The organism is Pedobacter yonginensis (assembly GCF_003173595.1).
GTDB classification, from domain to species: domain Bacteria; phylum Bacteroidota; class Bacteroidia; order Sphingobacteriales; family Sphingobacteriaceae; genus Pedobacter; species Pedobacter yonginense.
Genome location: NZ_QGNZ01000004.1, coordinates 129,259 through 144,453, shown reverse-complemented (window position 1 = coordinate 144,453; position 15,195 = coordinate 129,259). Strand labels below are relative to the sequence as shown.

Sequence of the window (15,195 nt, the reverse complement as noted above, 5' to 3'; positions counted from 1 at the left end):
GATATCGCTGCCCTATGGCGGTTTCCCAATTGACGATAAATCAGACTATCGGTACATAGCCCACCAATCATTCATACAATTGCATCCGGCACAACTTGCTGAAGCGTGACTTTAGCGCCCTAGCTTAAAAGGCTTACTCTCTGATGTTGTTATGCCTGGCATTCCTGAGCTCATCATAAGCCTCAAAATACCTTATACCAAACCTCCTCTGTGACTTGGCATCAAAATGTATTAGGTCCGGATTGGCAGTAAGCCCAGAAGCAGGCACAAAATAACAGTCAGGATCTGCATCTGCAAAATCGCGCAAGGATTTATTAACAATCGGAAACGCTGAAAAATATGATCCATAAACTCCCTTGGTTAAAAAATCGCCAAGTCCACCCAAAATGAAGGGCAGATTTGGAGCATCTAGTCTATTTCGGATTGATTTCACTATCAGGGAAAACTTTTCGAGATAACAACCTGCATTTTCAGGAGCTGAATCGTTTTCACCCTGATGCCAAAGAACACCTTTCAGTACGCTATTTCTTCGGGCTAATTCTACCTGCATTATCGCGTTTTCAAAAAGTTCACCCTGAATACCCCAATCATCCAAAGACGTTCCCCCATCTGCACAAGGAATTAAACCAATCTCATCTGATCCATTTTTTAAACGCCAAGCTGTGGCAAAAGAAGCTGCAAGACCTATTCCCGCTGTTGGACGGTCATAATTTATGGGCTCCACCATTGTTTGCCATCTTCCGTTTCGAAGCATCTTTATATGCTCATCAAAGATGGGATCAACGTCCTCAAGAAAACCACGTCCCGCCATATTTGACTGACCTATCATTAAAAAGGAATGAACCATTCGTGATCGTATTATTGTCTAAGTTCTTGATTACTAAACTCTCTTTCTTAAAAATTTCTTGAGCTAGTGAAAGGATCAAAGGTCTTTCACCAGCGATTTGCAGCAGGATGGATAATGATGAAAATAATTGATAGAGTTTTAACATTGCAGCGGCAAACCAATCAAAAATTTTGTACATTTCGGCAACATCACACGATCTGACCCCACAAGGCCCCGAACCATTTCTATAGCCAATCAATATCGGTATTTAATTAATGTTGCCAACCTCGTTACACCTCATCCCCCGCGTTCATCAGATCTGATTACAAATGCCCTCAACTCAGCCATTTTTCCGTCACGAAATCTCCAGACGTCGCAATATGAAAACCTTTCTGTTATTCCATCTTGGTTCATTACTGAGATATGGCCGATTACTGTAAGGTAATCGTTTTCAGCGATCAGATTCTCTACAATATTCTCCGGGGGTTGCTTATAACTGTCCAACATCCAATTCCGTACTTTCTCTTTCCCGTTGAGGACCCTGTCCCCTATAAATGTCCAATTAGTATCATCGGTACAATATCGGAGAAATCCCTCATAATCACCTTTAGCAACCGCCTGGTTCGCCCTTTTCAGGATTGTTTTGTTACTTTCCAACATACTTGCATTATTAACTGGCTTTTTCTTGGCAAGCTCGATTCTTTAATATTCTTTTACAGCGGTCGAAATAATTATATACAGTATTAAATGAACAAATATTCGAACCTTTGGTTTTCTAAAAAATGTTTGGCAAGCCACCATCAATTCCGGATGCGTCTTGCTTAGAGGAAAGCTTATGGCGCACACCTCAGATTTACCTTGGTCGGTGCTGGAGGCATTTTCTGTGGCAATCATGTCATGGCTCAATTGGATGCTTGTCAATATCGACAGTCAAGAATTGTAAATCTCCTCCAATCCCTCTATGATGTAGGTTGGTCTCCTGCCGAGCAGGTTTCCCAGATCCTTGGTAACGATTTCGAACTGATGATTTTTATATCAGTCTCAAATCTGGTAATTATTGACATCCCAAGTTCATTACTGTGTTGAAAACGGGATTAACATTTGAACTATCCATGTTTTTTCAGCTATAAATTTTTCTCACCGATAACAAAAAAAAGTATATCAAAAATAAATAGCTTTTTGATGATATATCTAAGTAAAGAAATGATATAGATTTAAGCATACAGCATGCTTGAAGTATATGACTTATTGACCTCTTCTCTCGCTTGGCTAAAATCTTAACTTAGTTGGCAGCCATAAATTTAATCCCTTGCACACGGACAGTGAACAGCACTGTATTAAATTGGTTTTTGCATAAGATGTTGTATTTTTATTCAGTTAAACGACTGCCTAAATTCTTTTGGCGAAAGATTTGTTTTTGTTTTAAAAAGTTTGCTGAATGACTGGATATGTTCGAATCCCAGTGAATAGGAGATTTCACTAATCGTAAGTTGTGATGTAGATAGTTTTTCCTTCGCTTTTTCAATTAGTTTATCATGTATAAGTTGCTGCGTAGTTTGTCCGGTTAGCGTTTGAAATAAACTGGAAAGATATTTCGGAGAAACATTCAGTTGTTGGGCAATGTATTGAACGGTTGGCAAACCTTGGTCAATTAAATTTTCACGATTGAAATAATCGTTTATCAAAATCTCGAAATCTTCCAATGTTTGGTGGTTACTTTTTTCTCTTGTAATAAACTGACGGCTGTAAAATCTATCTGCGTAATTCAAAAGAGTTTCAATCTGCGATATAATAATATGCTTACTGAATTTGTCAATGTTGGACTGCGTTTCCTTTCTAATATTTTGAATAATTTGGTTAATGGATGCCTCCTCTTTTTCGGAAAGAAACAGAGATTCGTTTAGTGTATAATCCCAAAAATTATAATTGTTAATCATCTTTGCCAAAGATGTATTCCAAATAAAATCAGGATGGATATAAATAGCCCATCCTGATTTGTTCACTTCTTCATCTTTGTTGTCAGCAGCTATACTAAACACTTGTTTGGGCGACATAAAAGACATGATACCTTCATTAAAATCGAACGGTTGCTGTCCGTATTTAACTTTGACATTGTGCATTCTTTTCACAGCAATTGAATAAAAATCCAATACCAATTGCTCTGAATTGCTGCTGTGTGAATCCGGAAGTGCATCTGCGACATTTATGACGCTAATTAGCGGATGGTCTGGTTTTGGGAGATTTGTATATTCGTGGAATTCACTGATGGTTCTAATATGCCTCATTGATCTTGTTCTCTTACCTGCAATATTAATTTTCCGTTAACAGATTTATTTTCTATCAAACTATGAGCTTCAACTGCCTCATGTAATACAAATATTTTACCTTGTGGAACTTTTACCTTTCCTGACTCTATAAGTTTTCCGATTTCTTCCAACCATTCTTTTCTTGCCTGGTTGGCGGAAAGTTCGCCCCTACAATTCTTCTTGTCAAGTGCATGTATTACTTCTTCATTAAACGGAAAATCAGTATTTACACTCACCAAAATACCATTATTTTTTAAAACTTGTACAGATTTTTCCCGTTCATTGTTATCGCGAACCGACGAAACCTCTAACACAACATCAACTTTCTTTACTAAGTCTTCAAATTTCTGTGTTTTGTAATCAATCAATTCATCTGCGCCAATTTGTCTAAGATAATCAAAGCTATCTGCAGATGCCGTTCCTATGACATAGGCTTCTATTGATTTTGCAAACTGCACCGCAAAACCACCCACGCTTCCTGATGCACCTTGAATTAAAATCCGTTGTCCCATTTTTAATTTTCCAAATTCGAACATCGCAGTCCAGGCAGTAAGCGCAGCCAATGGAACTCCTGCTGCATCATTAAAACAAATATTATATGGTTTAAGTGCAAATCGTGATGCTTTTGCAGCGACATATTCTGCATAACTTCCCTCGCCGGGAAAATTTGGCACCCCATAAACTGCATCTCCCTTTTGAAAACCGGTCACTTTTTCTCCCAATTCTTCTATAACTCCTGCCGTGTCCCAGCCAAGTGTCATCGGTAAGTTGAGATTATAGCTTAGCGCGGCATTGCTACCGGCACGTACCACAAGATCCACAGGATTTACACCGCTTGCATAAACTTTCACTAAAATTTCGTCACTTTTAGGAACAGGCCTGTCAATTTCTGTTAATTCCATTACTTTCGGTAGTCCGAATTCACTAATTCTAATTGCTTTCATAAGCCTTATCTTTCGTTTTTAATTAATTACTTGTTAGGATTTTGATTGAGAAGAGTATGTCCTTTTGAATACTCTTCATCCGTTACTTTTTCTAAAAACCGCACAGCGTTTTCATTTTTAGATTCGTGAAGAGCGATGTAAGTAAGCGTTTGATTAGGCATTGCACCATCCCAATGTCTCTTCCCTTGCGGAAATTGAACGATGTCTCCAGCTTTAATTTCAAATACATCTTCGCCTTCGCATTGTGCCCAACCTCTACCACTAATTATGATAAGCGTTTGGCCAAGAGGGTTTATTTTCCAGGGGCTACGTGATCCAGGTTTGAAAGTAACAGTGGCGCCGATTAATTTGCTTGGGTTTTCGCATTCAAAATAATTACTAATCAAAACTTCGCCTGTGAAGCTATTTTCTGGTGCCTGGATGTTTGGAAGACTGCCTGCCTTGTAAACCTTAACTTTTTCCATTTGACTACATTTCTATTTCTAATTGATACAAAGGTTAGAATTGATTGAAAGATGGATTTAGTCAAAATACCTTTTGTTTTAGTCAAAAAGCCATTTAGATGCTGAATTTGCATATATGGTTTTTCGCTGGGTTGAATATTTGCATAATTATTAGAGATCTTCTATCATATTGAACATATCAATAAATTTCACCCCTTCTCGCTAATTTACAAATATTCTGATAATCAAAAACTTAAAATGCATCTAATGCTGGTGAGACGGGGCCAATATTACTCTGGTTTATCCAATAGGATACTAACGGGATTTTCTATAGGCGCTCGATTCTATATCCAAAAATATATTCCGATCAATATTTTAAAGAATTTTGGCGCTGGCCTGGAGTATAGCTATCTTTAAATCCAAAACAGCTAAAATTAAGGATATGACCATTGCGGAATAAATCGATAGACTTTTTCCCCGGTTTGAACCGGCGCTCAAGACCATACTTATCGAGCATGCCACGCTTCGGGATTTTCAGCGAGGCGATGTGCTCATGCATACCGGGCAAAATATGCGCTCCACAGTGCTTATCATAGAAGGCATGGTAAAGCTCTCTAGGGAGGGAGAAGATGGAGAGGAATTCTTTATGTATTATCTCCAGCCAGGAAATGCCTGCGCACTTTCCATGATATGCGCAACCAAACAGGAAACCAGCCAGGTAATGGCGAAGGCAATTGAACAGACCAAGGTACTCATGATTCCCATTGCCCTGATGGATACCCTGATGCGGGATTACAGAAATTGGTATTACTTTGTCATCGAAACCTACCGCATGCGCTTTGAAGAACTTCTCTTTGTCATCGATAATATTGCCTTTAAGGCAATGGATGAGCGGCTGGCATTTTACCTGAAAAAACAAGTCGGAGATTTAAATAAAAAACAACTTCACCTTACCCACAGTGAAATTGCATCTGATTTGAACACCTCCAGGGAAGTAATTTCAAGGTTGCTTAAAAAAATGGAGCAGGCCGGAGAAATTAAAATGTACCGTAATTACATCGAATACTTATCATAAGACCATAATAAAACACAGAGGTATTTTTTACTGCGAAACGCATCGTGTCTTAAAAATATAACGGGCGTGACAAAAGTCACCAACATTGGTAAATGATAACCCGATTTTTGTTAAAAAATAACAGAAATGGAAATCATCGCATACGTTGCATCTGCCTTAATTGGAATTTCGCTTGGATTGATCGGCGGTGGCGGTTCTATCCTCACCATGCCGGTACTGGTTTACCTATTTGGGGTTAATCCGCTATTGGCTACTTCTTATTCATTGTTCATCGTTGGCTCCACCAGTTTAGCGGGTACAGTCGGTAATTTTAAGCGTAGGCTTGTGAATATTAAAACAGCTTTGCTGTTTGGAAGTGCATCCATCTCAACTGTATTTTTAACCCGTAAATTCATTATCCCCGTTATCCCTAAAACAATAATAAAAATCGGAGATTTTGAGTTAACAGAAAACATGCTTATGATGGTACTCTTTGCAGTTTTGATGGTAGCCGCCGCAACAGCGATGATTAAAGGTGGAAGAGCAAATAGTAGCAATCAAATCAAAAAACCCCAACTTGACCTGGGTAAACTGTTGCTATACGGTATTGCCATTGGGCTTGCTACCGGGTTTTTGGGTGCCGGCGGCGGCTTTCTACTTATCCCGACTCTTGTAATTTTAGTGGGATTACCCATGAAAGAGGCCGTAGGCACTTCACTTTTCATCATAGCCCTTAGATTGACACAGGAATTTTGAATTTATTACAGATTGACGGTGAACTTACCTACAAAGAGATCTCCGGAAAATTAAAGAGAAGCAAGTCCACGATTGTGGAACGTATAAAAAATCTCAAGGATGCTGGCTATATCGAGAAAAAGGTTGCGATCATCAATATCCAAAAAATCAGAAATATTTTTACCGCCTTTTCCCCTCGTTCAGTTAAAAAACCATGGTCAGGACTCTATTGACATTTTTAAGCAGGAGATGGGACGGCATGCGCAGGTAATGGAATGTTACCATGTAACGGGCAACTTCGACTTTATGCTCAAGATCGTTACTATTGATATGACGGCATATAACGATTTCCTAAGGGAAAACATTTCAGCCAATCCCCTGGTGGGCAAGATACAGAGCTTCATGGTTTTATCCCAGAGCAAGCGAGAGACTGCTTATATGATTTAGAAGATAAAAATAAGTCTGGATCAACAAACGGCTTTCACAGGAAAAATTAATGAAAAACTTTGGGCTGATCTAGGGGTGAATAAGGATATTATTAAATAAGAGGTCAGGCAAGTGGAACACTGAGATAAAAAATACCGCAAGGATAAAATCATTTTTACACTGCAGTATTTTATTACCTGACAAGACCATAAATCTGAAATTAGATTACTTTCCTTTTTTATGATCATGAGGTTTCAAGGTAGGCGTATTGCCTGGCGTTGCCTTGTTGTCTCTCTGACGTTTGTCCGGTTGACCTGTAGATTCAGCGATCTTTTTCGGTCCTGTTTTGATACCCATAATTTTATCTGTTTAAATTAAATAATTATACAATTTACCTCTTTTTTCGAATTAATAGAGACGGTTTTTGTCCACAACTTGAAGTTTCCAACATTCATGATACCGATTGGGAAAATTAATTCAACACCGTATTATTTCAAGGTCGCTGGTAGATAACCCCATTAGCATTTTCGAACATAAAAATGTTTTAGACTACGATTTTAAAAGACGGGGTCGTGCCTTAAATGTCTTTGTATTCAGGGACTTTTAATGGTAGAAGTAAAAGATAAATTTTAGAAACTAGAAACCTTTTTTTTAAAAGTAAGCGTTGAGAACAAATGGGATTAAGATAAATATGCAACCCAGTCATTTGCTTACAAACAACGAGGTGAGGAAAGATTAAACAGATTGAGAGTTTTATTGCTCTCAAATCTGCTTAGATCTTCAGTCGATTGATTTCCTCATTCCCTTAATGGAACACGTTCAAGGCTTTTCAATCTGTCTGGAAATATATATGGCAATTAACTTATGCAAAAGTCGCTTTAACATTTCTCTGTTGTTCAGTTTTGTTTAATAAGCTGTACCTCGGCAATAAACTTGATCTCGTCACTGACCACTATGTTTCCTGCCTCGGTAATTCCTTCCCAGGTCAGTCCGAAGAGCTTTCGCCTAATTTTACCGGATAAACTAAATCCCGCTTTGGTCTGTCCGTATGGGTCAACCGCAATTCCGCCATACTCCACATCAACAGTGATCGGCTTGGTCACTCCTTTAATGGTAAGGTCACCTGTGACTGAATAGTCTTCTCCTTTGTTTTCGAATTTATGGCCCTCAAACAAGATAGCCGGATAACGCTTAGCATCGAAAAATTCTTCTGATTTTAGATGCCCGTCACGCTGTTCGTTGTTTGTACTGATCGAATCCACCGTAGCAGAAAAACTGATCATGGATGACTTTGTGAAATCGTCGCCTTCTGTTTCCACTTCCAGATCATAAGTACCGAAATTGCCGGTAATCGTTGTGATCATCAAATGTTTTACCTTAAACTGCACCTCACTATGTGAGGGATCTACTTTCCAAACTGTTGTCATGATTTTATTTTCCCATTGAAAGTCAAATTGGGTGCCAACAGTTTAAAACACTGTTAATCAAACAAATAAGTATTTTTAAAAAAATATAAGTTTCTTTATATCGCTAAAATTTCTTCCGGTTTGGCTAAATAAAACCAATGAGTGGTCATGTTTGAGTTTTTTTTACTGGCTTAAAATTCAGGTATCAATCAAATAAATTTTGTGTTCGTTGCATTGCTGTTCATAGCACTTTTCGTTAGGTCGACATAAATCAAACGGTTTTTAGAATTGACCCCAGTGGGCTTTCTTATTTGATGGCCCTCTTCATCCTGAAATCCAGAAATTGAATAAGTATTAACAGAGCTGTATACTGACATAAGGCGCGGAGCGCGACCCGCAGATTTTAAAAAAATTAAGTGGCTTTTATGCCACTTAATCTAGCTTAGTACCAGACTGCCTTTTCTTGCGAATTCATCACATAGATTAAATGCGGTCTGCGCACGTTGCAAGCCCGTGCCGTACATAATGCTTTTGAACTTGCTTTCATCGTTTTTGAAATTCCGTACATTCTGATAATAACCTGTTACGGCATTATATGTCCCAAAGAGCGTGTTTTTTGTTGTGATTTCTTTTTGGGTTGGACTTGTTGTTGAATATTCCAGTACGCCATCAACAATTTTATTGTAGTGCTTGGAAAGTTCGTCGTCTTTTCCGTCATGGAGATTTTGCAGAACCTCTTTACTTGGTGCCATTGCCATCTGAACAAGCTTTTTTATCTCGTTATCGGTTATGTGAACCTTTGCCCAATAGTTGAATATTTCGCCGATTTCCTTTGCAAATACATTACTGATGCTCATTAATTGGTGCGCCTGTTTTAGCTTTTCGGCGGCGTTTGCGGTATGCCTTATCTTAATGGTATTGGTGCAATTCCGCAAAGCTGCATTCAAAGTATTCTGGCAAACAATTCTTACGGGCGTGAAGGATGCAGTAATGCTTCCAAACCCATCGTGCGAAGTAGTTAAAAAAATGTACTGTTCTAAAAGATCATCCCTCCCGATTCTGATATATTCAGGCAGTTTTGCGGTAATGAAAATCTTTTCGCCTTTACCGAGTGCACCAGCAGTTTCGTAACGAATGCCATCCCCTGAGCCAACAATACTATCAAAAAGTGAAAAAGCTTCAGTATTCTGCACGACGTGGTAATCTTTGCCTACCACGCCCAAAACTTCCTGTGTATCTGTCCGAAGGGTCGAATAATAATCAGGCACTAAAATTCCTGCATTAACATTATCTACCAAACTAATGTTATCGGATGTTTTAAAGTCATTACTGTTTTGGTTATCCAAAGTAAAAAGAGGGCGTTTTTCAACGGTATAATCCAAGCCAGCGTATAAAAGGGCTTCGGCACTTGTTGGATAATCTTCGATAACCGTACCCAGGCTATGCCATGCTTTTTCCTTTACCGAAAAAAAGCTGTGTTTTTGGTTTGCAGAATTGTAATTGAGGTTATGCGCCATGATTTCTATTTTTTAGGTTTCTTGTTTTTGTGGAAAGTATCTCGGAGGTCAGGACTTTAACCTTTGGTGTATTGGTTATAAAAAACCTCGAGGTTCTTTCCATTTCCTGTAGGGTTTCATCAATATGCCCGTGTTCAGTCTTTACCTCAATGCGGACGATAAAAAATATTTCTTCTGTTTTCATAGTGTTTTAATTTTGGTAGTCGTTTAAGAATTCATTGTAGTGAATCTGAAAATCACAGGGTTTTGTTCGAGCAATTCCTCGGCATAACCTTTCCAGTACAGCTGGTCTAAAAGTTCAAAAAATGCTTCATACATCGCTTTTGGATTTAGGTTAAGCCCTGCCCGAATTGGACAGGGCAAAAAATAATTAAGCAGGAATTGTAATTTCGGCTTCGATTTCGCCAAGTCTGTTTGTACACAGGTCACGTACAAAAGTTGCTACCGCTTTGATGATGACAGGATTTTTTGTCGAAAACTTGTTTCGTTTATCGTCCGTGATCTCGAGTTCGCAGCCCTGATAATAATTTGAAGTTGTGTCTTCGGCTTCCTCTTTTTGTTCCAATTCGAATTTATCAAGGTTGTCGATGGTGTGAACTAACCTGCCCCTTTGAACCATCCTACGGTGCAGTTCTTCAACAAGCTTTAGCGTGCCTTCAAGGTTAAGAGATGGTTTTTCGATTTTCGTTTCTACTTTTTCAGCTTTTTTTTCCTCTGCTTTTTGTTCCGTTAGAACAACTGCCCCTAACGATTTAGGTGCTTCGACAGATGGTTCGTTTTCCTCCGCTTTTGATGCAGGGGCAACATCTTCTTTTTTCGCCTGGTTCGTAACCTCTGCCTTGCTTTCGACATTTGGCACTTTGCCTGCAAGAGGCTGATAAATTGGATTTTTGGCGTTTAAGTCTATGAAGTCTGCTTTTGAGTTTGCTGAATTAATGCTCTGATTTTTCATGATACTGAATTTTGAATGTTTATAAAAAAATTGATTAATAATCTCTCCTATGGGCGCAATGTTGTTTGTGCGTACCGATTGGTTTCGGTTCGGGACGGTCGGCGGGCTTCTTCCTTTTTTCGGGTTCATGGCTTAATGGGTTTTAGTAATAAAGTCAGTCGGCAGGAGCCTTCTGGCTTTTTGTTAAGCCACCTCACCTTGATACAATCCGGTTGCAAGGCAAGACTTTGCGAAAAAAAATACACTCTCGCAGAGAGGAAGATTTTTTTTTCAGCAAACCCCGCAGGGGCCTGGTCTTTCCGGCAAACGGATTGTTCAGAAATTTGCTACTCAAAATGCCTACAGATGAATTTTGGGATAAAAAATATCGAGAAGAAAAACAGATAAAGAGAAAAAAATAGAAAAAAGGCTTCCCCGGGGAATTCCGGAGAAGCCTGAGGTAGCTTCAGATTATGCCTTCTTCTTTAAAACTGTAAAAACTATCATTACAGACGATGATGTGGTCGAGAATTGGGATATCCAATAGCACCCCAGCCTGGAAAAGTTTCTTTGTTAGATTGATATCGGCCTCACTTGGGTTCGGTTCGCCCGATGGATGGTTATGGGAAAGAATGATTCCGCTGGCACATGCCTTCAGCGCTATTGCGAAAATGATTTTTATATCGGCAACTGTCCCCGAAATTCCGCCCTGAGACAGGTTTACAAACCCCAGGACGCGGTTTCTTCTGTTCAGCAAAACCATCTTGAATTCTTCAAGGAGTTCTATTTTATCTTCACTCCAGTTTTCAAGTATAATCCTGTAGGCCTTATCTGGGTTATCGATTACTGGACGCTCAGAAGATTTAAATTTTGGCTTGTAGCTGATTTCGATTTCTGCCAGCTGGTACATTGACTTTTCCATAATATTTTTTTTAATTATGGAGCTCAGGTAGGTCTGTATGTCCGCCAAAGCGAAAGAAGCAACGGAATAAATGGATATGCGGGCAAAGGCTACCCGAGGGTTTATGCCGGAATTTCTTTTGCGTGCCGGACTTCAGACCTAAATTTGTTTTTAATTAAATGGTTATTTTCTCTCTTAGATTCACGAAACCCTCGCATGAAATTCATTGGTGAATTCACTATTGTAGACCTTGAAATCAATCGGCCATGGATCTTCAACAAGCTCTTCAATGAAGGAACAAAACATTTTCTGAAATCTTTCAAAGCTTATATTGGGACGCGTTACGATCATATACTCACTATCTGTTCTAATGATAACTTCGGCAACATATTCCTGCCAGTGTGATTTTATTTTTGATGGTAGAAGATTAAAGTGCTGCGCATCTATAAATTTACCGATGTCGAAAATCTGGGCTTCGTCTATTGTTTCACCGATAACCTTTATCCACTTGTTTTGGTCCTTACGTACCAATGCCAAAAGTCGCCCGTCAAAGACAACGTTCCAGGCCTCACCTGCTGCGAAGCGGATCAGCTGGTAAGACTGTATATCGCCTTCGCCAAAAACATAATCCAGCACAACCATTTTACCGGATTCTGTCTGCATCATATATCCATTAGCGTTTTGTTCCATGATTATTCAATATATAAATTTTATACCAATGTAAATTCGATTACAACCAATTTTCATCCTATAGTATAAATCAGTCCATCACAGGGTTTGGCAGAATTTCCAGCTTGGCAAATTTTTTCACTTCGATGCTTGGGAAACCAAAGTCCTCGACTACTACGCCGGCAATCAGATAACAGCCGTGACCCCTGAAAGGATAAGCGGGCGTTGAATTCGCAAAGTGAGTCGTATCGAAGAAATTTCCGTCCGCATCCAGAAAAGTTCCGAACCACATTTTTTTGTTGTTTTTGGTGTGTACGGTTTTTTCACATACATAAAGTCCTACCATTTTGACCATCTTGCCGATATGTTGCTTCAGGTTTGAAACCCTAACCTGCCCTCTGTAGACTGTTTTTAAAAGATCGAACATGGACATGGAAAGGGGAAAGCCGAGCAGTTCAAGTTCATGGTAGGCATTCTCCAGATCTGTATTTATCAGCACAGGCATGGCATAATTTTTCTTTTCTATCTGAAAAAGTTCGGCATTATTGGAAGGTTTGGGTTTCTGGCCCATCATTAGGTGCACTTCCCAGAGCAGCTCTTTCTTACTTTTTCCTGTAAACCGCAGCGCTCCGACCCTTATCAGAATAACAACCTGCTCGATTCCGATACCCGTTCTTTTAATCAAATCCTCGGCTGAAATATAAGCTCCGTGGGAAATTCTTTCTTCGGGTATGAGATCCATAAACCTATTTTCAAGCCCATGAACGCCTACAAAACCCAGGTAGGCATCCTCATTAACAATAGAAACGGTCGCAAGACTGTTGTTTACGCAGGGCAGATGAACATTCGCGCCGGCTTTTTTTAGTTCATGCACATAAAGCCACCTGGAATAAAATCCACCATAATTATTGAGTACGGCCACCATAAATTCTCTTGGAAAATACGTTTTTAAAAAAAGGCTCTGATAACTTTCGACTGCAAAGCTCGCCGAATGTGCTTTAGAAAAACTGTAGCCGGCAAAACTGGATACCTGTCTCCAAACCTCGGTGATTGTTTCATCGGGCCGGCCAAGCTTTCTTGCCTCTTCAAAAAATCTTTCTACAAGCCTGTCAAATTCTTTTTTAGACCTGTATTTTCCGCTCATGCCCCGCCTTAAAATATCCGCATCCGTTCCATCCATTCCCGCAAAGTGGATACAGATTTTGATTACGTCCTCCTGATAGACCATCACGCCATAGGTCTCGCCAAGCATTTCCTCCATGACAGGGTGCAGATAGACTACTTTGGAAGGGTCATGGTGGTAGCGGATATAGGCGGGCATCATTCCAGAGCTTGCTACACCGGGCCTTATTATGGAGCTTGCCGCAACCAGAACGAGGTAAGAATCACAGTTCAGTTTGGTGAGCAGCTGGCGCATAGCAGGCGATTCGATATAAAAACAGCCTATGGTATCCCCTATTTTAAGCTTGTTGTTCAGGAGCGGATCTTTCATAAATTTTCTTACCTGGTGCACATCGACCTTTTTGCCAAGGTTTTCTTCAACAAGACGAACGGCTTCTTTTATGTGTCCGATGCCGCGCTGGGAAAGGATATCATATTTGTCAAAGCCAATTTTTTCAGCTTCGTACATATCCCACTGAACGGTGGGCATACCTTTTGGCGGCAGGTCAAGTGCCGTATAATAAGTAATGGGTTCTTCCGAAATCAGTACGCCGCCGGCATGAATGCTCCGTTGGTTCGGCATATTTTGCATCATCTGATAAATAGCCGTTATTTTTTTAAAGGTTGGATTGTCCCGGTTTGCAGTCGCCCGGGTGGGATCAGTGAATCCATCGATTTCCGCCTTTGGCAAACCCATTACTTTTCCGATTTCGCGGATCACTGATCTATCCTTAAAGGTCGACATGGTGCCCAGTAACGCAGTATGCGCTGCTCCGTATCTTTTAAAGATATAGTCCTGCACATCTTCACGTTCGTCCCAGCTAAAATCCAGATCAAAATCAGGCGGTGAGGTACGCTGGGCATTCAGAAACCGCTCAAAATACAAATCAAGTTCGATTGGGTCGACATCTGTTATGCGCAGGCAATAGGCCACAGTGCTGTTTGCACCAGAGCCCCTGCCTACGTGATAATAACCACGGGAAGATGCGTAGCGGATAATGTCCCAGGTAATTAAAAAATAGGCACAGAAGTCCAGTTCAAAGATTACCTTAAGCTCATGTTTTACTTTTTTTAGCGCTTCTTTATTCGATTTACCATATCTGTATTCTACTCCACCCATTGCAAGTTTTTCAAGGAGTTCGCGGTCATCCTTTTTACTGCCTGTAAAGGTCTTACGGTTTAGGTTTACTCTTCCGCTGTTGTATTCATTCATTGAGCAGCTATCCATGAGCGCACGGGTATTGTCAAGGATAAAGGCATACTTTGAAAATCTGGATTCCAGTTCTCCCGGAGGCAAAAAACAGTCTGTTCTTGCGCATTTGTCTTCCTTCGTAACCATGGTCAGCACCAAATTGAGGTCTATTCCCCTGAGGTATTCATGTAGCCGGTATTCCAGTTTATCACAGACAAAAACGGGCTGAAGGACCACAAGTTTATTTCGAAGCAGATTGATATCTGCATTAAAAAGAAAGTGCAGTTCATCAGCACGTATACCGATATACTTGTTTTTCCGTAGCTTACCGCGGTAGCCGTATGGGTAGATTGTATAGGCATTGGCAAAGTCTGCAGCCTGATCGAGAAGTTCAAGGGAATTTAGGTTGTGGTGGGTCAGAAACTCATTGAGTTCCCGCATGCCTTCCTTATTTCTGGCTATGCCGATATAAAGCAGCTTTTTGTCTCTTCTATATTCAATGCCGCAAATCCCTTTCATTCCCTTTTCACGGCATTCACGGATAAATTCCATTGCGCCTGTCGAATTGTTGATATCGGTTAGTACCATCTGGGTAACCCCACGCGCCATCGCCTCTTCTATTAGACGTGGAACGGGCATGGTGCCGTAACGAAGGCTATACTGGGAATGGGCATTCAGGTACAT

The 15,195-nt window shown here is 40.1% G+C and carries 16 protein-coding genes; 4 read left to right on the top strand and 12 right to left on the bottom strand.

Features of this window, described 5'->3' with window-relative positions:
- Positions 1-133: 133 nt before the first annotated feature.
- The 5 genes from DHW03_RS15585 to DHW03_RS15565 form a co-directional block, all read right to left on the bottom strand.
- On the bottom strand, positions 134-847 hold the full coding sequence (locus tag DHW03_RS15585; protein ID WP_109926779.1) for a sialate O-acetylesterase: 714 nt from the start codon (positions 845-847) through the stop codon (positions 134-136).
- Between the two features lie 276 nt (positions 848-1,123).
- Positions 1,124-1,486 (bottom strand): nuclear transport factor 2 family protein, encoded by a 363-nt coding sequence (locus tag DHW03_RS15580; protein ID WP_109926778.1) that lies wholly within the window; start codon positions 1,484-1,486, stop codon positions 1,124-1,126.
- Positions 1,487-2,199: 713 nt separating this feature from the next.
- Positions 2,200-3,111 (bottom strand): helix-turn-helix domain-containing protein, encoded by a 912-nt coding sequence (locus DHW03_RS15575; RefSeq protein ID WP_109926777.1) that lies wholly within the window; start codon positions 3,109-3,111, stop codon positions 2,200-2,202.
- Positions 3,108-4,076 carry an NADP-dependent oxidoreductase gene (locus tag DHW03_RS15570; protein WP_109926776.1) on the bottom strand — a complete coding sequence of 323 codons (969 nt, stop codon included), beginning with the start codon at positions 4,074-4,076 and terminating at the stop codon, positions 3,108-3,110. The genes DHW03_RS15575 and DHW03_RS15570 overlap by 4 nt, the downstream gene beginning before the upstream one ends.
- A 26-nt stretch (positions 4,077-4,102) precedes the next feature.
- A complete protein-coding gene (locus DHW03_RS15565) occupies positions 4,103-4,540 on the bottom strand; it encodes a cupin domain-containing protein (protein ID WP_109926775.1) in 438 nt (145 codons plus the stop codon).
- Positions 4,541-4,979: 439 nt separating this feature from the next.
- Between DHW03_RS15565 and DHW03_RS15560 the strand changes: the two genes are divergently transcribed.
- The 4 genes from DHW03_RS15560 to DHW03_RS19700 all read left to right on the top strand — a co-directional run bounded on the left by DHW03_RS15560 (position 4,980) and on the right by DHW03_RS19700 (position 6,755).
- Complete coding sequence (locus DHW03_RS15560; protein WP_109926774.1) at positions 4,980-5,594, top strand: Crp/Fnr family transcriptional regulator; 615 nt, start codon at positions 4,980-4,982, stop codon at positions 5,592-5,594.
- Between the two features lie 126 nt (positions 5,595-5,720).
- Positions 5,721-6,329, top strand: a complete 609-nt coding sequence (locus DHW03_RS15555) for a sulfite exporter TauE/SafE family protein (protein WP_109926773.1) — start codon at positions 5,721-5,723, stop codon at positions 6,327-6,329.
- Positions 6,326-6,541, top strand: a complete 216-nt coding sequence (locus DHW03_RS19705; protein ID WP_165825438.1) for an Lrp/AsnC family transcriptional regulator — start codon at positions 6,326-6,328, stop codon at positions 6,539-6,541. The genes DHW03_RS15555 and DHW03_RS19705 overlap by 4 nt, the downstream gene beginning before the upstream one ends.
- Positions 6,453-6,755, top strand: coding sequence for an Lrp/AsnC ligand binding domain-containing protein (locus tag DHW03_RS19700; RefSeq protein ID WP_165825437.1), 303 nt, complete (start codon positions 6,453-6,455; stop codon positions 6,753-6,755). The genes DHW03_RS19705 and DHW03_RS19700 overlap by 89 nt, the downstream gene beginning before the upstream one ends.
- An 875-nt stretch (positions 6,756-7,630) precedes the next feature.
- On the opposite strand, the gene DHW03_RS15540 is transcribed toward DHW03_RS19700, so the two are convergent.
- From DHW03_RS15540 to dnaE, 7 genes are all read right to left on the bottom strand, one after another.
- Entirely contained in the window at positions 7,631-8,161 is a 531-nt protein-coding gene (locus tag DHW03_RS15540; RefSeq protein ID WP_109926770.1) for a YceI family protein, read from the bottom strand.
- Positions 8,162-8,577: 416 nt separating this feature from the next.
- A complete protein-coding gene (locus tag DHW03_RS15535; RefSeq protein WP_109926769.1) occupies positions 8,578-9,657 on the bottom strand; it encodes a DUF932 domain-containing protein in 1,080 nt (359 codons plus the stop codon).
- Positions 9,647-9,841: a hypothetical protein gene (locus tag DHW03_RS15530; RefSeq protein ID WP_109926768.1), complete on the bottom strand. Its 195-nt coding sequence runs from the start codon at positions 9,839-9,841 to the stop codon at positions 9,647-9,649. Before DHW03_RS15530 ends, DHW03_RS15535 begins: the two co-directional genes overlap by 11 nt.
- Positions 9,842-10,027: 186 nt before the next feature.
- Positions 10,028-10,738, bottom strand: a complete 711-nt coding sequence (locus DHW03_RS15525; protein ID WP_109926767.1) for a hypothetical protein — start codon at positions 10,736-10,738, stop codon at positions 10,028-10,030.
- Between the two features lie 316 nt (positions 10,739-11,054).
- The gene (locus tag DHW03_RS15515; protein ID WP_109926765.1) at positions 11,055-11,510 is read right to left on the bottom strand and encodes a JAB domain-containing protein; all 456 of its coding nucleotides are present in this window, start codon (positions 11,508-11,510) and stop codon (positions 11,055-11,057) included.
- A 180-nt stretch (positions 11,511-11,690) separates the two neighbouring features.
- Positions 11,691-12,179 (bottom strand): hypothetical protein, encoded by a 489-nt coding sequence (locus DHW03_RS15510; RefSeq protein WP_109926764.1) that lies wholly within the window; start codon positions 12,177-12,179, stop codon positions 11,691-11,693.
- A 70-nt stretch (positions 12,180-12,249) separates the two neighbouring features.
- Positions 12,250-15,195: a DNA polymerase III subunit alpha gene (gene dnaE, locus DHW03_RS15505; RefSeq protein WP_109926763.1), complete on the bottom strand. Its 2,946-nt coding sequence runs from the start codon at positions 15,193-15,195 to the stop codon at positions 12,250-12,252.